This window comes from Citrobacter sp. Cpo100 (genome assembly GCF_030332595.1).
GTDB lineage: Bacteria > Pseudomonadota > Gammaproteobacteria > Enterobacterales > Enterobacteriaceae > Citrobacter > Citrobacter portucalensis.
Genome location: NZ_JAOWHM010000037.1, coordinates 595,323 through 618,309, shown reverse-complemented (window position 1 = coordinate 618,309; position 22,987 = coordinate 595,323). Strand labels below are relative to the sequence as shown.

Genomic DNA, 22,987 nt, shown 5'->3' with positions numbered 1-22,987 from the left:
AACTACGCCCCTTTATTTTTTCAGGGTTGTGGTAAGTAAAATGAAGAATATCCTCGCCATCCAGTCCCACGTTGTTTTTGGTCATGCGGGCAACAGTGCAGCAGAATTTCCGATGCGTCGTCTTGGCGCAAATGTCTGGCCGCTGAATACCGTTCAGTTTTCAAACCACACGCAGTATGGCAAATGGACCGGTTGCGTTATGCCGCCGAGCCACCTGACTGAAATTGTTCAGGGCATTGCTGATATCGATAAACTCCAGACCTGTGACGCAGTACTGAGCGGCTATCTTGGCTCAGCAGAACAGGGCGAGCATATTTTGGGTATTGTTCGCAAAGTAAAAGCGGCAAACCCGCAGGCAAAATACTTTTGCGATCCGGTGATGGGACACCCTGAAAAGGGGTGTATTGTCGCACCCGGAGTGGCGGAATTTCATGTACGCCATGCGCTTCCGGCCAGTGACATTATTGCCCCAAATCTGGTTGAGCTCGAAATTCTGTGCGAGCATGCGGTGAACAACATCGATGAGGCCGTTGCAGCAGCGCGTGAACTGATCGCTCAGGGACCTGAAATTGTACTGGTGAAGCATCTGGCACGCGCAGGTATCAGCACCGACCGTTTCGAAATGCTGCTGGTCACCGCTGAACAGGCGTGGCATATCAGTCGTCCGTTAGTCGATTTTGGCGCACGTCAACCGGTTGGTGTGGGTGATGTGACGAGTGGTTTGTTGCTGGTGAAACTGCTGCAGGGCGCATCTTTACAACAGGCGCTTGAGCATGTGACTGCGGCGGTGTACGAAGTGATGATCACTACCAAAGAGATGCACGAGTATGAGCTGCAGGTCGTGGCCGCGCAGGACCGTATCGCCAAGCCTGAACACTACTTTAGCGCAACGCAGCTGTAATCGATGCCCGATGGCGCTCACGCTTATCGGGCATATTTTTAGCTGTAGGCCGGGTATGTGCAAGTGCCACCCGGCAACAACAATTAATTTAACCCTTCTGCTTTCAGCGCAGCGGCAACCGCCGGGCGTTCAGCCATTCGCGCCATATAGGCGTCGATATTACTTAATCCTGCCATATTCAGCTTAACCGCATAGGCCCAACGCAGTACGGTAAACAGATAGGCATCGGCGATGCTGAAGCGCGGGCCGCAGATCCATTGGTTATCTTTCAGCGAGTCGTTCACATACTGCATTTTTTTCTCCAGCAGCGCGCGAACGGTTGGCTTGAAGTCTTCCGGCGTATCGGGACGGAACAGTGGCGTAAAGCCTTTATGCAGTTCTGTCGCAATGTAGTTAAGCCATTCGATGGTTTTGTAACGGGAGAGGCTGCTGGTAGGGGCAAGGAGCTGGCGGTCTGGCACGCTGTCCGCCAGGTATTGCATGATGGCAACACCTTCGGTAAGTAGCGTACCGTCATCCAGCAGCAGTGCGGGAACTTGCCCTTTTGGGTTTACCGCGAAAAAATCATCGCCATTTTCCAGACGTTTCTTCATCAGATCAACACCATCCAGCGTGAAATCTTTACCGCTCTCACGAAGTGTGATGTGGGAAGCGAGAGAACAAGCGCCCGGTTTGTAGAACAGTTTCATCGGTAACTCCTTTTGGCTGAGGTATATCGTATGGTAGTGCTACCTCAGGCAAAAAAAAAGCCGCTAACAACAGTTAGCGGCCTGAAAATGAGTTTCCCTGAGAATTACGCTGTCGCGGCCTTAGAGGCTTTCTCATTGACGTCATCGTCCTGAGTCATACGGTTCAGTTTCGGAGCCGTCAGCAGCATCAGAACAGCGATAACAGCCGTTGCGACACCAATCTGCAGGAACACACGACCGTAGACTTCAAGGGACATCAGCGGGTCAGTCACGTTCTCTGGTACAGCCATCATGTTAGCTACGTAGCCACCGATGATGTTTGCACCGGCAGTGGTCAGGAACCAGCTACCCATGATGAAGCCCATCAGGCGTTGCGGAACCAACTGTGCCACCATTGCCAGACCCAGACCGGAGATCATCAGCTCACCGATACTTTGCAGACCGTAGCAGATAATCAGCCAGTTAACGGAAACGATGCCTGCATCGGTAGCGAATTTCGCGCCCAGCGGCAGGATCAGGAATGCACCGGAACACAGCACCATACCAATCGCAAACTTGGTCGGCATCGGCAGGGTATCGCCCATCTTGTTATAGATAGCAGCGAGGATTGGGCTACCAATGATGATCCAGAACGGGTTCAGTGCCTGGTACTGTTCAGGTTCGAAAGCAATGCCAAGAATAGAGTGCTCAACGTTACGAATCGCAAAGAAGTTCAGTGAGGTCGGCATCTGGCTGTACAGCACGAAGAAGATAATCGCTTCCAGCATCAGGATGAAGGCGACGATCATTTTACGACGCGCAGCACCGTGCATGGTGAAGGCTTCTTTACCGAAGATGAACACGATACCCAGCGCAATGACACCCAGAACCATACGTGCGATCTGCTGGTTGTGCAGCAACCAGGTTGCAATCGCGATCAGTACCACAACGCCAGCAATGGTCAGCAGCAGGTTACGGAAGTTGATCGGTTCAAAGTCAGGTTTAGAACCATACTGTTTAACCCAGCGCTGACAGAATGCGAAGTTAACAACGGTAATCAGCATACCCACGACGCTCAGAGCGAACGCGGTGCTCCAGCCGTAGCGCGCAGCCAACCACGGTGTTGCCAGCATAGAGAAGAATGAACCGATGTTGACGGACATGTAGTACATGGTAAATGCACCATCAAGACGCGGGTCATCTTTGGCATAGCAGGTAGAGAGCAGGGAGGATGGGTTTGCTTTAAACAGGCCGTTACCGACCGCGATGGCCGCCATGCCCATATAAACGATACCCGCATCGTGACCGGACCATGCTACCAACGCATAACCGATGGCCAGCACAACGGCACCCAGCATAATGACACGTTTTGTTCCCAGAACTTTGTCACCTAACCAGCCGCCAATGGCAACCAGACCGTACACCAGGGCGCTAAAGGACGAGAAAAGGGTGATGGAATCCGCTTCTGACATACCCAGCTGTTTAACCAGGTAGACGGCCATAATCCCTTGCAGGCCGTAATAACCAAAACGTTCCCACAGCTCAATAGAGAAAATGAGATAGAACGCTTTTGGTTGTTTGAAGGCGTTTAAACTTACGCTTTCTGTTGGTTTATTGTTTGCAGTAGACACTTTTACCTCTTTTTTTACATCCCATATCAACGGGGGTGTTCAGGTACGTGATGAGTCAAGTTCATCCGTCCGATTGTTATAGTGGGAGGGGAAACGGCAAGTAATGTTCACTATCTTGACCATTCAGACAAGTGGTTTGTAATAATCTGTTACATATATCATGACTGGTGAAATCGTCGGGGCTGTGAAATGTTATCTAGCGTTAAATTTCTTCATTTCTAAAATGGCAGATTTTTACACTGTTTAATCACCGCCATAACCGCAATGTGGCGATATGTTCTGCTATTTAAGGTTGAATCCAGTGATATAGGCCATTATCTGAAAAATAGGCAGTGTAATGTTTTGTTTAGAAACTGTGCAGTTGGGTCATCTAATTGTCACCTTAACTAAAAAATAAAAATTTATTAACATTGTGTTAGCTGGATGATCTGGATCACGTATAGATAGAAATTTCTTTTGCTAAAAAAACGATTAACCTGCTCAGGTGTTAATTAACAAGAATATTGCATTAGATATGAGCAATTGAATGGCATCATTGTCGGGAAAATAAACGCAGGGGAGTGCATAACTAATCGTTATGTATGTAAGGGGCGAGGAGGATGCCCCGGCAGCATTAGATATCGACTTTCTCTTTGAATTCGCAGAGATCTTCAATAATACAGGAACCACAGCGCGGCTTTCTGGCGATGCAGGTGTAGCGACCATGAAGAATTAACCAGTGATGGCAATCGACTTTAAATTCACTGGGTACGACTTTCAGCAGCTTCTCTTCAACCTGCTCGACGTTTTTACCCGGGGCGAATTGCGTGCGATTACAGACGCGAAAAATGTGGGTATCTACAGCGATAGTGGGCCAGCCAAAGGCGGTATTTAACACCACATTAGCCGTCTTTCGCCCAACGCCGGGGAGAGCTTCTAACGCAGCACGGTCTTCAGGCACTTCACCATTATGTTGTTCCAGCAGAATGCGGCAGGTTTTAATTACGTTTTCTGCTTTGCTGTTAAACAAACCGATTGTCTTGATGTAGGACTTAACACCTTCAACACCGAGCTCCAGCATCGCAGCCGGCGTATTGGCGACGGGGTATAGCTTAGCTGTCGCTTTATTGACGCTGACATCGGTCGCTTGTGCGGAGAGCAAGACCGAAATCAACAGTTCAAACGGCGATGTAAAATTAAGCTCGGTTGTCGGATGCGGGTTGTTATCCCGCAGGCGCGTCAGTATTTCCAGACGTTTTGCTTTGTTCATTACGCATTCCCTGTTTCACCCGCGGGACTGTTCACGACAGCCGCCTCGGCACGACGTTTCTTCATTTTCTCATCAATCAGATACTTCACCGCCAGCATCAGACCCAGGCCAATAAACGCGCCCGGTGGCAGCATGGCCAGCAGAAACGGCGTATCAGTATGGAAGATCTCAACGCGCAAGACTTTGGCCCAGCTACCCAATAAACCGTCTGCACCATCAAACAGTGTACCGTTACCAATTATTTCACGCAGCGAGCCCAGAACAAACATGGCACCTGTTGCGCCCATGCCGATGGAGAAACCATCAAGTGCGGATAACGCAGGGCCCTTTTTGGCGGCGAAGGCTTCTGCACGGCCAACAACAATGCAGTTGGTTACAATCAGCGGGATGAAGATGCCCAGAGACTGATACAGGCCGAAGGCGTAGGCATTGATCAACATCTGTACCGCACTCACCACGGAGGCGATAATCATGACATAAATCGGAATACGAATTTCTGGCGGTGTCCAGCGGCGAAGGGCTGAAATCGTCAGGTTGGTCAGCGTCAGGACGAGCGTAGTCGCAAGTCCAAGACCCAGCGCGTTAGTTGCGGTAGAAGTGACGGCCAACAGCGGACACATCCCGAGTAGTTGCACAAGCGCGGAGTTATTTTTCCATAACCCCTGGACAATCACGTCTTTAATTTCGCTCATGGTTATTCTCCACAGGCGCTAAGTTGAGGGAGTTGCGCAGGCAGCGTCTGCGCATACAGGCCGGCACGTTTAACCGCGTTAACCACCGCACGTGGTGTAATGGTTGCGCCAGTAAACTGGTCAAAGTCGCCGCCATCTTTTTTCACTGCCCAGTGAGAGGTGTTATCCGCAGAAATTGTTTTACCGCTAAAATGGGTGATCCAGTCGGACAGTCGCAGTTCGATTTTATCGCCCAGCCCAGGTGTTTCATGGTGTTCGGTAACCCGCGTACCCAACACGGTACCCGTGAAATCGACACCCACCAGCAGTTGAATCGCCCCGGAATAACCATCTGGCGCCGTAGCTTCAAGAATCGCAGCAACAGGACGATCGTCCTGGCTGGCAATATATACACGGTGCGTACCTTTGCCTAACGCTGGCGCATTGACCAGATAACAACTTTCAGACAAGTTATTATTGTAGCGATCGCCAGGCAGAACCTGATCGAACAGCGTTTTTTGCTGTATCGCGGCCTGTTCATCAATGGTTGACTTGGTTAATTGATTGATTGCTGCGGTTAACCCCGTTGAGCCCGCAGCAAACAGCGCCAGTGTAATACCGTGTTTACGAATCGTTTTCAGCATATCTAGTCCTTAGCGATGTCCGTACACGCGAGGGCGGGTGTAATAATCAATCAGGGGAACCGTGATATTGGCCAGCAACACGGCAAAAGCCACGCCATCAGGATAACCACCAAAACTGCGTATCAACCACACTAACAGGCCCGCAAGCGCGCCAAAAATCAGACGACCACGGTTGGTTGTTGATGCTGTAACGGGATCGGTAAGAATAAAGAACGCACCTAACATCGTCGCGCCGGAAAGCAAATGCAACTGAGGCGATGCCAGTGAGTCTGGCGAAAAAATCCAACCTAAAGTGGCGCAAACGGCGAGCGACAGCAGGAAGCTAACCGGGATATGCCAGCGAATCGCTTTTTGCCATAACAGCACGATGCCACCAACCAGCCAGGCAAGGTTCACCCACTGCCAGCCAGCGCCTGCCAGCATGCCGCTGTAGATCGGGTATTGCATCACCTGCTCAACGGTACGTCCGGCATGCAGGGATGTCTTAAAGGTATCAAGAGGTGTTGCCTGACTGATACCATCGATACCCATACGCAGCGAATTCATATCCCCTCCGCTGGCGGTATGCCCGTTAAAGATAACGTTCAGGGCGTCAAAGAAACCAGGCACCGTGGCTGCAATTTCATGCGGCGGCAGCCAACTGGTCATCTGTACCGGAAATGAGATGAGCAGCACGACATAACCAATCATGGCAGGGTTAAACGGGTTCTGCCCGAGCCCGCCATACAGCTGTTTCGCAATGATAACCGCAAATACCGTGCCTAATACCACCATCCACCATGGCGCGAGGGGCGGAATACTGACGGCCAAAAGCAACCCAGTGAGTAGCGCAGAGTTGTCTTTTAAAATTGCCACAATGGGTTGTTTACGCAGTTTAAGCACACCCGCTTCGGCAGCAATAGCGCTGATCGCAGCGAGAACGATCTGGAACAACGTGCCCCAGCCGAAGAACCACAACTGAGCGGCGATCCCCGGCAATGCAGCAAGTAACACCAGCATCATGATACGCGATGTCTGGCGCTGGTTATGGGTATAAGGGGAGCTTGCTATTCTGAATACCATTTATTCCTCGTTTACAACCTGCTGCTGTGCGGCTTTCTTTGCCTGAGCGCGTGCGATGGCGGCCGCGACGGCGGCTTTACGTGGATCAACCGGCTCGGCTGTTTCTGTTACCGCTTCTTGTTCAAGCTTGCGGGCTTTGGCGCGGGCGATTGCCGCTTCCACGGCAGCTTTACGCGGATCAACCGGTTCGGTTGTTTCTGTTACCGCCTGCTGCTCAAGCTTGCGAGCTTTGGCACGAGCGATTGCCGCTTCCACGGCAGCTTTACGCGGATCAACCGGTTCGACTGTTTCTGTTACCGCTGCTTGTTCAAGTTTGCGGGCTTTGGCGCGAGCGATTGCTGCTTCCACGGCAGCCTTACGCGGATCAACCGGTTCGGCCGTTTCTGTTACCGCTTCTTGCTCAAGCTTGCGGGCTTTGGCGCGGGCAATTGCCGCTTCCACGGCAGCTTTACGCGGGTCTGTACCCGTGCTGCTGCCTTCACTTTGCGGCGGATTTTCCTTACGGGAAGCACGAGCTTGCGCCTTACGCGCCTCGCGTGCGGCAATCACGGCGCTATTGTCAGGTTTTTCACCTGCCTGAATGACCACCGGTTGCAGCGCCTGAGCCTGCTTTTCTTTTACGCGAGCCAGCGCGGCGGCAATGGCATCATGATCTTTGGCCGCCGGCTGAGCAGCGGCGCTCTTATGGCGTTCAAGACGTGCTGCTTTTTCACGTTCAAGGCGCGCCTGTCGGGCTTCAAACCGAGCTTTTGCTTCTGCGGCGCGCTTTTCTTCCTGACTAATGGCGTAAATCTCGGCTTTTTCCTGACGGAAATACTGTACCAGTGGAATATTGCTTGGGCATACCCAGGCGCAGGCACCGCATTCAATACAGTCGGCGATATTGTGGGCCGTCGCTTTGTCGTGCTGTTGCCCTTTACTGAACCAGTAAAGCTGTTGTGGCAGGAGATCGGCCGGACAGGCATCGGCGCATGCGCTACAGCGAATGCAGCCTTTCTCTTCTGGCGTTTCACCCATTTCACTGGCAGAGGGGGCCAGAAGACAGTTGGTTATCTTCACCACCGGGACATCCAGCCACGGCAGCGTAAAGCCCATCAGCGGCCCGCCCATAATCACCATCTGGTCGGCGGAAGGGCAGAAGCCCGCGTCGTTGAGCAGATGACGAACCGGCGTACCTAAACGCGCCCAGACGTTGCCCGGACGACTGACTGCTTCACCGGTTAGCGTCACGACACGTTCGGTGATCGGCTCTCCGTCGATTACTGCACGTTTAATTGCATAGGCGGTTCCGACGTTTTGCATCAATACGCCGATATCAGAGGAGCGTCCGCCGTGGGGAACCTGCTTGCCGGTCAGGATTTGTGTTAACTGCTTGGCCCCGCCGGATGGGTACTTGGTGGGGATCACGCGTAGGCTAATGTCGTGTGAATCAGCCAGCACCGCGCGCAGCATAGATATTGCCTGCGGTTTGTTATCTTCGATACCCAGGAGGATCTCGCGTGGCTGAAGAATGTGCGCCAGGATGCGGATACCTTCGACGACCTGAGCGGCACAGTCCTGCATTAGGCGGTCATCTGCCGTAATGTACGGCTCGCATTCGGCGGCGTTAATGATCAGCGTTTCAATTTTATCTCCGCCGCCCTGCAGTTTAACGCCGGTGGGAAAACCTGCGCCACCCAGCCCGGCGACGCCGTACTGATGAATACGCGTAATCAGCTCTTCCCGGCTGTGGGAGCGATAATCGGTCCAGCCGTCTCGCTCAATCCAGCGATCTTCGCCATCGGCGTCTATGATGACGCTCAACTCAGCCAGTGCCGAAGGATGCGCGGTGGAGTGCGGGGCAATGGCAACAACGGTGCCTGATGTTGGCGCATGGACTGGAAGCATTCTGCCACGTCCGCGGGTTAAGGGCTGACCACGCAGCACGGTGTCACCCACGTTTACGCACAGTTCACCCTCCGCACCAATATGTTGTTTCAGCGGAATAACGAAACGCGGCGCCAGCGGAACCTGTCGCAACGGCGTTCCGTTTGACTGGGTTTTCATTTCTGGTGGATGAATGCCGCCATCAAAGTCCCAGATTTTATTTTTTCTGAATGCAGAGAATAACTTAAACATGTTGTTCCACGGGAATGATGCGCACAGGGATGGTGTTTAAATCCCATTTCCAGCTATCGGGTGTCTCGGCTACCGGGCGTAATTCAATACATTGCGTCGGGCACGGGTCAACGCACAGGTTGCACCCGGTGCAGAGATCGCTCATTACCGTGTGCATGGCGCGGGTCGCGCCCACGATGGCATCGACCGGGCAGGCCTGAATACACTTAGTGCACCCAATACAGTTGTTTTCATCAATGACCGCCAGCATTCGCACCGGCGTAACGTCTTGTTCATCGCCATCAATAGGCTGCGGATCGACATTCAGCAGGGCGGCAATTTTTAACATCACCGCTTCGCCGCCGGGGGCGCAACGGTTAATTTTTTCACCCTGAGACCCGATCGCTTCAGCGTAAGGATGACAGCCCGGATAGCCGCACTGGCCACACTGGCTTTGCGGGAGAATTTCATCAATTTTCTCCACGACCGGATCATCTTCAACGGCAAAACGTCGTGAGGCGTACCCCAAAATAGCGCCGAACGCCAGACCCAGTAGACTCACTGCGGCAACGGCAATCCAGATAGCATTCATTACAACTTCACCAAACCACTAAAGCCCATAAAGGCCAATGACATTAAACCAGCGGTAATCAGCGCAATTGCATTGCCGCGAAACGGCGCTGGGACGTCCGCCACGGCGAGGCGTTCGCGGATCGCGGCGAACAGTACCATCACCAGCGAGAAGCCGACGGCGGCGGAAAAACCGTATAGCGCCGACTGTAAAAAGTTATGGCCGAGGTTGATGTTCAGTAGCGCCACACCTAACACTGCGCAGTTAGTGGTGATCAGCGGTAGGAAGATCCCCAGCAGGCGGTACAGTGCAGGGCTGGTTTTGCGCACAACCATTTCGGTAAACTGCACGACGACGGCGATAACCAGAATAAAAGCCAGCGTGCGCAGATAGATGAGATTGAGCGGAATTAGGATCCAGGTATCAATCAGCCAAGCGCAGATGGATGCCAGTGTCATGACAAACGTCGTGGCAAGGCCCATACCCATTGCGGTTTCCAGTTTTTTGGAAACGCCCATAAACGGGCAAAGGCCCAGAAACTTCACCAGTACAAAGTTATTGACCAGTACAGTTCCGACAAACAGCAGCAGGTAATCAGTCATTTTTCGGCCTGAAATAAAAAGCCGCCTATTATCTGACAATCTTCAACAGGCGACAACAGGTTAACTGTAGGGTTATTACGGGTTCACAAACGTCGATTTAACGCGCTGCGATCGTTTGAAGTAGGGCACCAACAGTGCTGCAGCCAGTAATGGGAACAGCAGTTGGCGCACGGCAAAAGCGTCTGGGACGGGTGAAAACGCAAACGCTTTAATCGCCAGCAACACGGAGATCAGCAGCCACAGAATGTAATGCTTAGGTACACAGGCTCTGCGTTTGAAAAACGCAATCGTCAGCCACAGTGTGTAATACCACATGGCGATCGCGGTAATAAAGGAAACACCCCATAACAGCAAATTTGCCGTACTTTGCTCACCCAGCGTTTTGAAGGTTTGTGGTGTAGCCAGCGCAGTGACATAAAGTAATAACGCCAGCGAAGCGCTCAACAACGCGACTAACAGCCAGGCCAGTGGCCCAAGTAGCCAGCCTCCGATACGTTGTGCCGGTGTCGTAGTCATCTCTTCTCCAGGTTTACGCGCGCAATCAATCATGCCATTCATTTTGGGGCAATTATTATAAAGCTTTTAACGTTGAGCGCTACTTTCTTCTTTATTGCACGTAATGCCAGACTGATTTAGGTACCTGACCAACATCAAACAGACGACCTCCGGAGATAAGCTCCGCACGGCGATGGTCTGCGGCACGGTACATATTGATAATGTCGTTATCATCGGTGAGCGTGTAGTTAAGATGGTCGAACAGTTTTTCCAGACTTTCGAGCGAACTGATTTTGCGGAATTTTAATAAGTAATCCTGAACGGTCATAAATGCAGATCCATATTAATAAAATAATACCAACGGAGTAGAAAATATAAAAATAAACAACGAGCACAGGTAAAAGCGCATTTACGTGCAAATGTAAGAAGAGTGTTCATACCTGTGAAAAATCAGGCGCTATGCGCGTCTTGAGCAAGGGTAACGCGCTTAGCGATCGCTGGCAATATGCAGCGGAGCGGGACGCGGCATAATTCGCTTTTTTTGACAGAAAGCGATCTTTTACCGGCAGACCCTGCAACTACCAATGTTAATTGCCGGGCAATAAAAGGCTGCGGATGCTTATTTTTTCTGCACTGCCGCAACGGGCTCTGGTGGCTGGTAATTGTCAATATGATTGGCAACACCCAGCAGGATCACGGAGACGGCGAGAACAATCCAACCTGTTAATTCAATAAGACGATTCATTACTGATGACATTTGTTTTGATTTATCCATAAACACAGGCTGCAAATGTTACTAATCTCTCATTAATACAGCAAGATGATTGGGAACGATTTCTACCTCTTTTTCGCTGCAAGTTAAGCATAAGTGGCATATGTTTGACTTAAGTTAAAAAACAACCTTTGTAGCGCAAAGGTTATTAAACTATTGAGACGTTGCAAGGTATGGTGTGAAATAGGTCAGTCCTGAATTGAGAGGCAATAACATGAGTGACAACATCCGCGTTGGGCTAATTGGCTATGGTTATGCCAGCAAAACCTTCCATGCCCCACTGATTGTGGGCACGCCGGGTCTGGAACTGGCTGCAGTGTCCAGTAGTGATGAAGCAAAAGTGAAGGCAGACTGGCCTACGGTAACGGTTGTTGCTGAGCCTAAGCATCTTTTTAACGATCCAAATATCGACCTGATTGTGATCCCCACGCCAAACGACACGCACTTCCCGTTAGCGAAAGCAGCGTTGGAAGCGGGCAAACATGTGGTTGTTGATAAGCCCTTTACCGTGACACTGTCACAAGCACGTGAGTTGGATGCGCTGGCACGTAGCCTGGGGCGTGTGTTGTCTGTATTCCATAACCGTCGCTGGGACAGTGATTTTCTGACGCTGAAAGCTCTGCTGGCGGATGGTGTTTTGGGAGAGGTGGCGTATTTCGAGTCCCATTTCGATCGTTTCCGCCCACAGGTTCGTGACCGTTGGCGTGAACAGGGCGGTCCGGGAAGCGGTATCTGGTACGATTTAGCACCGCATCTTTTGGATCAGGCGATTAATCTGTTTGGTTTGCCCGTCAGCCTGACGGTAGACCTGGCCCAGCTGCGTCCGGGCGCGCAGGCGACGGATTACTTCCATGCCATCCTGACGTATCCGCAGCGTCGTGTGATCCTGCATGGCACCATGCTTGCTGCTGCAGAATCGGCCCGTTATATTGTGCACGGATCGCGTGGCAGCTATGTGAAGTATGGTCTTGACCCGCAGGAAGAGCGCCTGAAAAATGGCGAGCGCCTGCCTCAGGAAGACTGGGGTTATGATATGCGCGATGGCATATTGACCCGAGTAGAAGGCGAAGAGCAGGTTGAAGAAACCTGGCTGACCGTACCGGGCAACTATCCGGCGTACTATGCTGGCATTCGTGATGCGCTAAACGGCAACGGTGAAAACCCGGTACCGGCGAGACAGGCTATCCAAATTATGGAGCTGATTGAGCTGGGTATAGAATCTGCGAAACATCGTTCGACGCTGTGCCTTGCCTGATTAGGTAAATGGCGCAAGGCGGTACCTTCCTGGCATCGTATCCGGCCTACAATGAAAACCAACGTAGGCCGGATAAGCGTTAGCGCCATCCGGCACTTTACCTGTTACGCTGCGGCGACTTTCTCGCGCAAGGCTCGTTTTTCCTCGTTACTCAGGAATGCCATTTCCAGACCGTTGATTTGCGCCTGGCGGATCTGTTCGGGCGTTAGGCCTGCAGCTGGTGCGGCAATGGTGTACTCGTGAATAATATCCACACCCTGAACAGCCGGGTCGTCCGTATTCAAACTGGCGATAACGCCATGCTCAAGGAACGTTTTCAGCGGATGGTTCGCTAGTGAGGCAACGGTGCTGGTCTGAATGTTTGATGTCAGGCAGGATTCGATGCCGATACGGTGCTCGGCGAGGTAATCCATCAACGCACGATCTTCAACGGCTTTAACGCCGTGACCAATACGCTCAGCGCCTAGCTCTTTAATGGCCTGCCAGATGCTTTCTGGTCCCGCGGCTTCGCCCGCATGTACGGTGATATGCCAGCCGGCGTCGCGTGCCTGATTGAAGTGAGACAGGAACAGGCTGCCCGGGAACCCCAGTTCGTCACCGGCCAGATCCAGTGCCGTAATATGGTCTCGGTGGGCTAACAGCGCATCCAGTTCCTGCAGACAGGCGGCTTCGCCGAAAGTACGGCTCATAATGCCAATTAAGCGAGCTTCGACGCCAAAGGTCTTGCAGCCCTCGCGTACGCCTGCGATGACGGCTTCAACTACACCTGCAACCGGGAGCTGATGCGCCATCGCCATGTAGCCTGGGGAAAAACGCAGTTCAACATAGTGCAGGCCGTTACGTGCTGCGTCCTCAATATTTTCAAATGCCACGCGACGACACGCATCCAGCGAGGCCAGTACCTTCACGCCCCAGTCGAGCTTGGATAAAAAACTCACTAAATCTGGCTCAGTTGATGTGACTTGCACATGAGGGATCAGCGTTTCCAACGTTTGTGCCGGAAGCGTTAAGTTGAACTGACGGCCCAGATCCAGGATCGTTTGTGCACGGATGTTACCATCAAGGTGGCGATGGACGTCGGTCAGGGGGAGGGAAGTATCAATCATGGTCGCACTCGTGTATTTAGGTAAAGTGCAGGCCATTATACAACAGAAAAATGTTCCTCTAAAAACTTTAAAAAAAGCAGTGCAGAGTTCGGGGTTATGGGGAAGCAAGCATCGCCAAATTGTTGACCATGCTGTTAGCGTACCAACAGAGTGGTGTTCCGACTCCCTGATCCTTGAGACCGTATCACGATGCTTTTGCCTTGCGGTGGTAAGACGGGCGTAAAGTAAGCAATAACGCATTTCCTGCAGCATGTGTGTAATAAAATGATTTTATTTTAAGATTATTTACCTCGTTTTTATTTAATTACTGTCTGTCAGTGTTATTTCACTCGGATATTTATTGAATAACATTGCTAATAGCGAAAAATGGACACTTTCCAGTTTATGAATGTGCTGCGAGGTATGTTATAAAAACACAATAACGACTGAGGGTATTAATAAAGTGAAAAGTGTAAAGCTAATTGTCAGTACAATGTTCTGTGGAAGTTTGCTGCTGGCAACTGTGCCTGCGCATGCGGCGTATAAAGCGGATGAAACGCATGTAATCCAGTTTAAGAAAGGCACCAGTGGCGCAGATATCAAGGGGACAATTACTGGTGATAAAACAAAAGATTATACGTTTGTCGCCAAAAAAGGGCAGACCATGCAAGCAGTTCTGAAAAGCGCCTGGCCTCATCCTTTCATGAGTATTATTGCACCGGGCGAACAATTCATTTTTGATGGCATGATGAGTGGTGACACTTATAAAAATACGCTGCCTGCCAGCGGTAAGTATACCATCAGAATATATCAAAAAGGCGCGGCGAAGGATGAGGGGAAAACCAACGCATTCCAGTTGCACATGAAAATTACCAACTGATCATGAGGAAAAGATCGCCCTGGTGGTGATCTTTTCCTTTGCTATTAAACTTCTTCGCCAGAATAGGCCACAACGCAATTACGGCCTCGGTTTTTTGCCATATACAGGGCGCGGTCTGCGCAATCAGCAAGTTGTTCGGGGGCTGAACGGTTATCAACCGAGGTTACGATACCCAGGCTGATGGTGATGATGCGTGGAAAATCACCTTTAGTCGTGGCCTGAGTTTGTTGTTCTACGTGTTTTCTGATTCGCTCTGCGATGTTAAATGCTGCATCAGCGTTAGTTTCAGGTAGCAGAATAGCAAACTCTTCTCCGCCAATGCGTGCCACGATGTCGTTACGCCGACTCAGTCGCTGCATAATTTCTGACAGTTTGATTATCACTCTGTCACCCTGCAAATGTCCCCAGGTGTCATTGACCGACTTAAAGAAATCAATGTCGCAAAAGACAATGCTCAGGGGTTTATGGGGCGCTGTCATTTTAATCTCATTGCTGAGTGCGTTATAAAAATAGCCACGGTTGAAAAGTCGGGTCATCGGGTCGCGGACTGAATTTTCATAGGATAATTCATAGGCCTGACGTGAGGCTTTGTAGCGCTTGAAAATATCAGACATGAGCACGATCATCACGGCCATTGCGCTAAGGCACTCCAGGCCTCTGGCGAGATACCATCCAGCGGAGTCTATATGCGTGTACTTCAGCATAATGATGACACTTAACAGATTGCTCAGGGCAACCAGTGACATACTTACCCAAAACTGTGTTTTTAGCCGGGTTAATTTTGCCCCTAATAAAACGATACAGGTCCACAAGATAATGAGGACATAAATAAAGCTACCACGCCAGGGTCTAAGCCATTCAAACGTTTCTGTGTCAACCAACTGAAACGATATTGGCGTAATACGGATGGAGTAGAGGATAGCCATTACCAGATGCAACATGCACCATAAATAAGTGGCGTAAACAACTGTTTTACCATGCTTTTCTTTTTTATTTTTAAACGTATATAAATAGTATGTTGCAAAAAACAACCCCGTAATTAACATGTTCCTCATAAAGTATAAAACAGCAATGTCATTGTAGATGACACCAGGAAGACCGTTTTTATAAAAATAAATATAGAGCGCAAGAAATAAGAAAACCCCTGAGAAATAAAACGCGCAGGCCAGGGGTAAAAGATATTTTTTGCGCCGATAACTCATGTAATTCATCGTCATAAAGCACCCAGTCTGAATGTGCAATACACCAGCAAAGGTTGCAATAACCGGGTAAAAAGAGAGGCTATAACGCTGATTACTAAAAGGGATATACCAAAGAAAAATGGATGTTGTTAGGGACAGGAGTAAAAAAAAAGTTAAATTCTTTTTGTGAATGTTTATTTGTGTTGTATTCATGATTTTTATGTATATAAAACAGCGCTATATTTTGGCTATCTTCTCAGCTTTGTATTTTGTCTTTTTGATTTTTATTGCTGTTGATTTTGACTGGCAGGAAAAGTCAGGGAGGAATTAGTATTAAAAAAAACGATAAAAAACAGATTTGTTTTTTTATATAAGGAGTTGCGCAATGAGTTCTTCATTGCGCAAGACTATTTAACTTATTGTGCGGATGGCGTTAATCAACCCCTGAACGCCTTTTTCAAGCTTGGAACGTGGACATCCGGCATTGAGGCGCACAAAACCGCGTCCTTCTTCTCCGTATGTGTATCCGGGCATGATGGCGACTTTCTGCTGATGGATGAGTGCATCCTGCAGTGCGTGGTCATCAAGGTTGAGTGGACGCAAGTCAATCCATGCCAGATAGGTGGATTGCGGAACCTGCCAGTTCAGTTCGGGGAATGCGTTATTCAGCTCGTGCGCGATGTAATCCAGGTTACTGGCAAGATAATCCCGCAGCGCATCAAGCCAGCTAGCGCCCTGTTGGTAGGCTGCGATATGTGCGCTAAGCGCGAGCACTGCAGGTGAGGAAAGACCATCCCGACCCTTTAACGCACTGAGGTAATCGTTGCGACTCTGCTCATCCTCAATAATCCCGTAAGCCCCGGTTAATGCCGGAATATTGAAGCTCTTTGAACCGGAGGTGAACAGCGCCCAACTGTCGCGCGCGACGTTACTCCACGGGATGTGTGGCTGGTCTGCCCATACCATATCCATATGGATCTCATCAGAGATGACTTTTACACCGTGGCGCTGACACAGCTCCGCCATGGTTTCCAGTTCATCGCGCGTCCACACCTTACCGGTTGGGTTGTGCGGGCTGCAAAGCAGGAGAATTTTGCTTTCAGGCCGGGACAGGGCTTTCTCTAGTGCAACCATGTCGCAAAACCAGCCGTCAGCGCGTTTTTCAAGTCCGACAGCGCATACCTGGCGCTGATTACCTTCAATCGCTTTGTAAAACGCGTCGTAAGCCGGCGTATGAATAACCACCGCATCACCCGCAGAAGACCACTGGCGGATTAGCTCCGATACCATATAGATGACCGAGGGGCCATAAACCAGCGACTCAGGATCGATTTGGGTATTATGACGCGATAGAAACCAGTGGCTAATCGCCGCCAGAAATTCATCATTTTTCCAGCGACTGTAACCCAACACGCCATGTGACAGGCGCTGAGTCAGCGCCTCCAGAATGCAGGGGGCGGTGGCAAAATCCATATCGGAGATAGTGAACGGCAGAAGGTCGGCTGAACCAAAACGGTCGGCAACGTAATCCCACTGAGTACACCAGGTACCATGCCTGTCCACAACCTTTGAAAAATCAAACATATTGTTGTCCTTAAGCCTGTACGGTGTTCATCAGAACTGCGATCTCGTCTTTCACTGACTGGACCTGCGGACCAATAACAACCTGAAGATTATGCTGATTGAGTTGCACTACGCCAATGGCGCGATTGTCCTTCAGTGCCTGTACGTTCACAAGCGACATATCCTTCACTGACAAGCGCAGACGGGTAATGCAGTTATCAAGGCTGACAATGTTTTCCGCACCGCCCAGCGCCACCAGAATGGCAGGGACGTTGTAACCGGATTTACCCGGTGCTCCCGCCATGACTTTATCGATATTGCTGGCAATTTCGACGTCCCGCCCCGGGGTCTTCAGATTGAAGCGTGTGATGGCGAAACGGAAGATCACGTAGTACACCGCGAACCAGATCGCAGCCACGACAGGGACCAAATACCACTTGGTAGAGAGTCCGTGCAGGATGCCGAATACAACAAAGTCAATCAGGTTACCGTCCGTGTTACCGATGGTGACGCCTAACACCGCCATCACGGTGAAACCAAGACCGGTCAGCAGAGCGTGGATTACATACAAAACAGGGGCAACGAACAGAAATAAGAACTCGAGTGGTTCGGTTGTACCGCCGATCACGCAGGCAATGAGACCAGAAATTAACAGCCCTTTAATTTTATGACGATTTTCAGGGCGAGCACAGTGGTACATAGCGAGCGCTGCCCCCGGCAAACCACCGAGGAACGCCGGCATTTTACCCTGCGACAGGAAGCGGGTTGCGCTTTCAGAGAAACCTTGTGTTGTCGGGCAGCTCAGTTGAGCCTGGAAAATAGTCAGTGCGCCGCTCACGCTGTGACCGCAGACTTCCTGCGTGCCGCCAGCTTCGGTGAAGCGAATGAGTGCCACCAGAATATGATGCAGACCAAACGGCAGCAGCAGACGTTCACCGGTACCAAACAGCATTGGACCAAATTCGCCCGCGCTGTTGATGATGTGGCCGAGCCCGTTAATGCCCATGGCGAAAACCGGCCAAACCAGGGGAATGACCAGGCCGACCAGTCCCATCACCACCGAAGAGATAATTGGTACAAAGCGGGTACCGCCGAAGAAGGCCAGTGCATCCGGCAGGCGAATGTTGTGGAAACGTTCATGCAGCATCCAGACGATGATCCCGGCAATAACAGCGCCGAGGATCCCGGTGTCGATCGACTGGATCCCCAGGATATTCTGCACGTTGTTAGCCTTCAGGATCGAGGCATCCGTGGTAGGCAAGATACCTTTCGCGGTTAACCAGAAGTTGACGGCAAGGTTCATCACCGCATAACCAACAAAACCGGCAAATGCCGCTACGCCTTTGTTCTCGCGGGCCAGGCCGAGAGGTATGGCAATACAGAACATCACCGGTAAGAAGCTAAACGCAAATGAGCCTACTTTGCTCATCCAGGTAAAAATAGCCTGCAGTACCGGATTACCCAATGCCGGAATCAGCGTTAAGACATCATGACTACTTAACGAGCTGCCGATCCCTAACATGATCCCGCAGAATGAGAGCAGAGCCACGGGCAGCATAAAGGTTTTGCCCAACTGCTGGAAAAATTCCCATAACGTAATTTTTGGTGTGGTTCTCGTCGTCATCAAACGACTCCTCGTAAAAGCTAGCTGACTAATGATGGCGAGAAGATAAAACGTTTTACCTAATTTTAGTGCGGTATAAATCACATTATCGAACGATAATAGGGCGTATAAATATATGTGATTGATAAAACGTTTTATCCGTCACGTTATCAGGGAGTTTTCCGTTTTTATGGCTATAGCCAAAAAAATAACCATCCATGATGTTGCGCTGGCCGCGGGCGTTTCGGTTAGTACCGTCTCATTGGTGCTCAGTGGAAAAGGCCGTATTTCATCCGCGACCGGCGAACGGGTGAATGCCGCTATTGAGCAACTGGGGTTTGTGCGTAATCGCCAGGCATCAGCGCTGCGTGGCGGGCAGAGCGGGGTAATTGGTTTGATCGTGCGCGACCTTTCCACCCCGTTTTACGCCGAGTTGACGGCGGGTCTGACGGAAGCTTTAGAAGCGCAGGGGCGCATGGTCTTTTTATTACATGGTGGCAGAGATGGCGAACAGCTGGCGCAGCGTTTCGCTATGCTGCTTAATCAAGGGGTTGATGGTGTGGTGATCGCCGGGGCTGCCGGCAGTAGCGACGACCTACAACAACTGGCCGCCGATAAGGGGATTCCGGTAGTGTTTGCGTCTCGGGCCAGCTACCTGGATGACGTCGACACCGTCAGGCCTGACAACATGCAGGCAGCGCAATTGCTGGTTGAACATCTGATACGCCATGGGCATCAGCGCATCGCGTGGTTGGGGGGGCAGAGTTCTTCATTGACCCGCGCAGAGCGTGTCGGCGGCTATTGTACGACGTTGCTAAAGTATGGTTTACCGTTTCATAGCGACTGGGTGCTGGAGTGCTCATCCAGCCAAAAGCAGGCCGCAGAGGAGGTGACCGCGCTGTTACGTCGTAACCCAACGATCAGCGCAGTGGTGTGCTACAACGAAACCATAGCCGTTGGCGCCTGGTTTGGCCTGATGAGAGCAGGGCGTCAGAGTGGTGAAATTGGCGTAGATCGCTACTTCGAACAGCAGATCTCGTTAGCTGGATTTGCCGATGTAGCGGAAAATGCACTGGACGATATCCCCATTATTTGGGCCTGTACGCCCGCGCGTGAAATGGGATATACCCTTGCTGAGCGCATGCTACAGCGCATTGGGCACGATGATGGTCATTCGCGTAACTTAACGCTTTCCGCCCGTCTGGTGGTGGCAAAATAAAAAAGGCCCGATAAACACACGGTTATCGGGCCTGTTGTCACGCGTATTTACTGTTGCGGAATAGCCGGGGCATCCGGTTCGCCGAGAGAAGGCATACCGAACATGCCAACAAACTCATCCAGCGACATTTTTTGTCCGTTTAAGGTAACCTGGCCGTTTGCGTATTGCAGGCTGGAGCCGATGACGTTGTCCTGCATCGTTGTAATACGGAACATCTGACCCATTGCCGCCAGGCCATTCACCTGTTGTTTCGCCAGATCGGCCGCTTGTTCCTGCTGATAGCCTTCAATTTTGGCAATCTGCGTCATGAACTCAGTCGCCATATCAACCGGAATCGTCAGCTTAGCATCCAGTGATTTGACCGAACGATCCACTTCCTGAGCCAGCGTTTGTGGTTCCTCAGTATTTGCTGTCGGATCTTTTAGCAGCAGTGACAGATTAAATGCAGTTTCACCTTTTGCATTTTTCCAGCTCAGCGGGGCTATGGTGATAGCCGGCTCGCCTTTCATCAGAATCGGCAGCGCATTGAAGAAGGCTTCAGTGACTTTTTGCTGATAAAGCTCAGGATTTTGTACCACATCAATCTGCGCCATCAGCGCCTTGGTTTGGGCGCTATACTGCTGACTGAACTGGTGTAATGCTTCACCGTCAATCTGGCCAACTTTCAGCGTCAGTTTACCGCTACCCATATCCTGACCCTGCAATTTCAGACTGTTCAGCGTGTAATCCAACTGGCTGTTGACAGTTTTACCGTCGTTGATCAGATCGGATTTACCATCAATACCCATGCCTTCCAGAACCGCCAACTCTTTACCTTCGACGGAAATCGACAGTTTATCGAGTGACAATTTCTGGTCGCCTATGCGCTCACCAAAGCTGGCAATACTGCTGGAACCCTCAGTTTTCAGGTTATTGAAAGTCATTTGTACTTTCTGGTCATACTCGTTGACCGCATTGACCACGCCGCTTTGCGCATTGCCTGTCAGCGAGACAGCATTACCTTCTTTGTCTGCTGTAAACTGGAATTCCCCGCCACTGAAGGCTACTTTTTCGTCGCCTTTCTCATAGTTCAGTGGTTTGAGGGAGAGATCGGAACGGGTATCGCCGCTGTAGCTGATACGGGAGTTAATGACAAATGGCGACTCACCTTTAGCAATATCAAACAGCGGTTTGGTAACGTCGTTATTGACCAGAGTCGTTTTCACGGAGGCCATAGCCGGGACCAGATTCAGTGATTTCAACTGAGCCAGCGGGAATGGACCGTGATCGACGGTTTCATTCAGGACGATACTTTGCCCCGGTTTTAGCCAGGAATCTGCCTGCCCGGCGATTGGTTTCACCACCAATTGCAGTTGGCTATTGAACACCCCGCGCTGGTAGTTTTGATAACTCAGTTCAATGCCCGCCTCAGGGGAGAAACGTTTTAACTGATCGTTTGCCTGTGTCACCATCTCGGCGAGATGCGTTTCAAGTTTCTTACCTGTGTACCAGGCGCCGCCCGTCCAGACGATACCCAGCGCAACCACCACACCCGCAGCTACCAGCGATTTTTTCATTTCGATATCCATAAAATAAAACCAGGCGTTTGAAGACGCCTGGAGGAGTGACATGTCTTTAACTCACTACAGCTTAGCAAGAGTTGTTAAAAATATCAGTATCTTGCTATAGCTTGTTATAAACCCGGGCTAAACGACCTGCGCCACTGATGTTAACCGGCGATTCATTCGCACCAATAAAGGCCGATTCACCCGGTCGCAGAACCAGACGTTGCTCGCCTTTGCTCAGCACGGCTTCACCCTCTATGCAGAACAAAATAGCCGCACTTTGCTGGCTGATATCTGCGCCACTGGTAGTAAGCTCATGCAGGGAGAACGCAAAATCGTCAACCGGGATCGGGAAGTCCAGTTCACCATCAGATTCAACCGGCGTGGTCAGTAACTGGTTTGCTGGCTTGGCGACAAACTTCACGTTGGCGACCAGTTCCGGGATATCAATATATTTTGGCGTCAGTCCGGCACGCAGCACGTTGTCCGAGTTAGCCATCACCTCAAGCGCCACACCTTGCAGGTAAGCGTGCGGGGTTTCGGCAAATAAGAACATAGCCTCGCCTGGATTGAGTTTCACCACATTGAGCAGCAGCGGGGAGAAAAGCCCACTGTCGTTCGGGTAGACGTCAGCGATCAGACGGATGGTTTGCCAGGGTTCACCCTGCTGGCTGTTCAGCGCTGATTTCAGGATCGCCAACGCATGGGATTTCTCCTCATCCTGCATATTCAGCAAGCTGGCGAAAAGATAGCTCAGACGTTCCGCACTCGGTTCTTCCAGGAAATGTGCAATAGCTGGATGTGCGGCGGAAACGGGTTGTAACAATGCAACAATGTCAGAGAACTCGCGGAATGCGTTCATCGCCAGGAAAGGCGTCAAAGCAAATACCAGTTCTGGTTTGTGGTTAGGATCTTTGTAGTTGCGCTCGGCGGCATCCATCGGGATCCCCGCGGCGTTTTCTTTGGCAAATCCAATTTCAGAATTGTGCTTGTTAGGATGAACCTGAATCGAAAGTGGTTGAGCAGCGCAGAGTACTTTAAACAGGAAGGGCAGTTCACCAAAACGTTGCGCTACGGCTTCGCCTAGCAGTGCGGATTTATCGTGCTCGATAACGTCGCGCAGAGCAACCGTCTGACCGTCAGCGCCCAGAACCTGCGAACTGCTTTTCGGATGCGCGCCCATCCACAACTCAGCCATCGGTTGCTGAGTGGGGTTGGCAATGCCATAGAGTTCCGTTAACGCCGTTTTACTTCCCCAGGCGTAGTTCTGCACTGAGTTGATGAGTTTTTGCAT

Annotated in this window: 22 protein-coding genes; 4 read left to right on the top strand and 18 right to left on the bottom strand. The window is 50.9% G+C overall.

Going from position 1 to position 22,987, the window contains the following annotated elements; genetic code table 11:
* Positions 1-40 precede the first annotated feature (40 nt).
* A complete protein-coding gene (gene pdxY, locus OGX96_RS18490; RefSeq protein ID WP_286583861.1) occupies positions 41-901 on the top strand; it encodes a pyridoxal kinase PdxY in 861 nt (286 codons plus the stop codon).
* A gap of 83 nt (positions 902-984) precedes the next feature.
* Here the strand turns inward: pdxY and gstA are convergent, their stop codons facing one another.
* The 12 genes from gstA to blr all read right to left on the bottom strand — a co-directional run bounded on the left by gstA (position 985) and on the right by blr (position 11,336).
* Positions 985-1,590 carry a glutathione transferase GstA gene (gene gstA, locus OGX96_RS18485; RefSeq protein WP_003832787.1) on the bottom strand — a complete coding sequence of 202 codons (606 nt, stop codon included), beginning with the start codon at positions 1,588-1,590 and terminating at the stop codon, positions 985-987.
* Positions 1,591-1,694: 104 nt separating this feature from the next.
* A complete protein-coding gene (dtpA, locus tag OGX96_RS18480) occupies positions 1,695-3,200 on the bottom strand; it encodes a dipeptide/tripeptide permease DtpA (RefSeq protein WP_020996425.1) in 1,506 nt (501 codons plus the stop codon).
* A gap of 613 nt (positions 3,201-3,813) precedes the next feature.
* On the bottom strand, positions 3,814-4,449 hold the full coding sequence (gene nth, locus OGX96_RS18475) for an endonuclease III (RefSeq protein WP_003029161.1): 636 nt from the start codon (positions 4,447-4,449) through the stop codon (positions 3,814-3,816).
* Complete coding sequence (locus OGX96_RS18470; protein WP_167819900.1) at positions 4,449-5,141, bottom strand: electron transport complex subunit E; 693 nt, start codon at positions 5,139-5,141, stop codon at positions 4,449-4,451. The genes nth and OGX96_RS18470 overlap by 1 nt, the downstream gene beginning before the upstream one ends.
* 2 nt (positions 5,142-5,143) lie before the next feature.
* Positions 5,144-5,764, bottom strand: coding sequence for an electron transport complex subunit RsxG (rsxG, locus tag OGX96_RS18465; protein WP_234095851.1), 621 nt, complete (start codon positions 5,762-5,764; stop codon positions 5,144-5,146).
* 9 nt (positions 5,765-5,773) lie between these two features.
* Entirely contained in the window at positions 5,774-6,826 is a 1,053-nt protein-coding gene (gene rsxD, locus OGX96_RS18460) for an electron transport complex subunit RsxD (RefSeq protein WP_008784680.1), read from the bottom strand.
* Positions 6,827-8,944: an electron transport complex subunit RsxC gene (gene rsxC, locus OGX96_RS18455; RefSeq protein ID WP_286583858.1), complete on the bottom strand. Its 2,118-nt coding sequence runs from the start codon at positions 8,942-8,944 to the stop codon at positions 6,827-6,829. It abuts the gene before it with no gap.
* The gene (gene rsxB, locus OGX96_RS18450; RefSeq protein ID WP_032943340.1) at positions 8,937-9,515 is read right to left on the bottom strand and encodes an electron transport complex subunit RsxB; all 579 of its coding nucleotides are present in this window, start codon (positions 9,513-9,515) and stop codon (positions 8,937-8,939) included. The genes rsxC and rsxB overlap by 8 nt, the downstream gene beginning before the upstream one ends.
* Complete coding sequence (gene rsxA, locus OGX96_RS18445; protein ID WP_003029144.1) at positions 9,515-10,096, bottom strand: electron transport complex subunit RsxA; 582 nt, start codon at positions 10,094-10,096, stop codon at positions 9,515-9,517. The genes rsxB and rsxA overlap by 1 nt, the downstream gene beginning before the upstream one ends.
* Positions 10,097-10,171: 75 nt before the next feature.
* Positions 10,172-10,612, bottom strand: a complete 441-nt coding sequence (locus tag OGX96_RS18440) for a DUF2569 domain-containing protein (protein WP_020996422.1) — start codon at positions 10,610-10,612, stop codon at positions 10,172-10,174.
* A gap of 91 nt (positions 10,613-10,703) precedes the next feature.
* Positions 10,704-10,919, bottom strand: a complete 216-nt coding sequence (ydgT, locus tag OGX96_RS18435; RefSeq protein WP_008784684.1) for a transcription modulator YdgT — start codon at positions 10,917-10,919, stop codon at positions 10,704-10,706.
* 291 nt (positions 10,920-11,210) lie between these two features.
* Positions 11,211-11,336: a division septum protein Blr gene (blr, locus tag OGX96_RS18430; protein ID WP_003029134.1), complete on the bottom strand. Its 126-nt coding sequence runs from the start codon at positions 11,334-11,336 to the stop codon at positions 11,211-11,213.
* Positions 11,337-11,577: 241 nt separating this feature from the next.
* Between blr and OGX96_RS18425 the strand changes: the two genes are divergently transcribed.
* Positions 11,578-12,618: an oxidoreductase gene (locus OGX96_RS18425; RefSeq protein ID WP_186413426.1), complete on the top strand. Its 1,041-nt coding sequence runs from the start codon at positions 11,578-11,580 to the stop codon at positions 12,616-12,618.
* Positions 12,619-12,722: 104 nt separating this feature from the next.
* On the opposite strand, the gene add is transcribed toward OGX96_RS18425, so the two are convergent.
* Entirely contained in the window at positions 12,723-13,724 is a 1,002-nt protein-coding gene (gene add / locus OGX96_RS18420; RefSeq protein ID WP_008784687.1) for an adenosine deaminase, read from the bottom strand.
* Between the two features lie 442 nt (positions 13,725-14,166).
* Between add and OGX96_RS18415 the strand changes: the two genes are divergently transcribed.
* The gene (locus tag OGX96_RS18415) at positions 14,167-14,583 is read left to right on the top strand and encodes a hypothetical protein (RefSeq protein ID WP_048235434.1); all 417 of its coding nucleotides are present in this window, start codon (positions 14,167-14,169) and stop codon (positions 14,581-14,583) included.
* A 44-nt stretch (positions 14,584-14,627) separates the two neighbouring features.
* On the opposite strand, the gene OGX96_RS18410 is transcribed toward OGX96_RS18415, so the two are convergent.
* The 3 genes from OGX96_RS18410 to malX form a co-directional block, all read right to left on the bottom strand.
* Positions 14,628-15,977, bottom strand: a complete 1,350-nt coding sequence (locus tag OGX96_RS18410; protein WP_267970519.1) for a sensor domain-containing diguanylate cyclase — start codon at positions 15,975-15,977, stop codon at positions 14,628-14,630.
* Between the two features lie 198 nt (positions 15,978-16,175).
* Complete coding sequence (locus OGX96_RS18405) at positions 16,176-17,348, bottom strand: MalY/PatB family protein (protein ID WP_286583851.1); 1,173 nt, start codon at positions 17,346-17,348, stop codon at positions 16,176-16,178.
* A 10-nt stretch (positions 17,349-17,358) separates the two neighbouring features.
* Positions 17,359-18,951: a maltose/glucose-specific PTS transporter subunit IIBC gene (gene malX, locus OGX96_RS18400; protein ID WP_286583849.1), complete on the bottom strand. Its 1,593-nt coding sequence runs from the start codon at positions 18,949-18,951 to the stop codon at positions 17,359-17,361.
* 169 nt (positions 18,952-19,120) lie between these two features.
* Here malX and OGX96_RS18395 point away from each other — a divergent pair, with 169 nt between their 5' ends.
* Positions 19,121-20,149 carry a Mal regulon transcriptional regulator MalI gene (locus tag OGX96_RS18395; RefSeq protein WP_048226587.1) on the top strand — a complete coding sequence of 343 codons (1,029 nt, stop codon included), beginning with the start codon at positions 19,121-19,123 and terminating at the stop codon, positions 20,147-20,149.
* A 47-nt stretch (positions 20,150-20,196) separates the two neighbouring features.
* Here OGX96_RS18395 and OGX96_RS18390 read toward each other — a convergent pair whose 3' ends face one another.
* Both OGX96_RS18390 and manA read right to left on the bottom strand, forming a co-directional pair.
* The gene (locus tag OGX96_RS18390) at positions 20,197-21,705 is read right to left on the bottom strand and encodes a YdgA family protein (protein ID WP_286583847.1); all 1,509 of its coding nucleotides are present in this window, start codon (positions 21,703-21,705) and stop codon (positions 20,197-20,199) included.
* A gap of 106 nt (positions 21,706-21,811) precedes the next feature.
* Positions 21,812-22,987 (bottom strand): mannose-6-phosphate isomerase, encoded by a 1,176-nt coding sequence (gene manA / locus OGX96_RS18385; RefSeq protein ID WP_008784694.1) that lies wholly within the window; start codon positions 22,985-22,987, stop codon positions 21,812-21,814.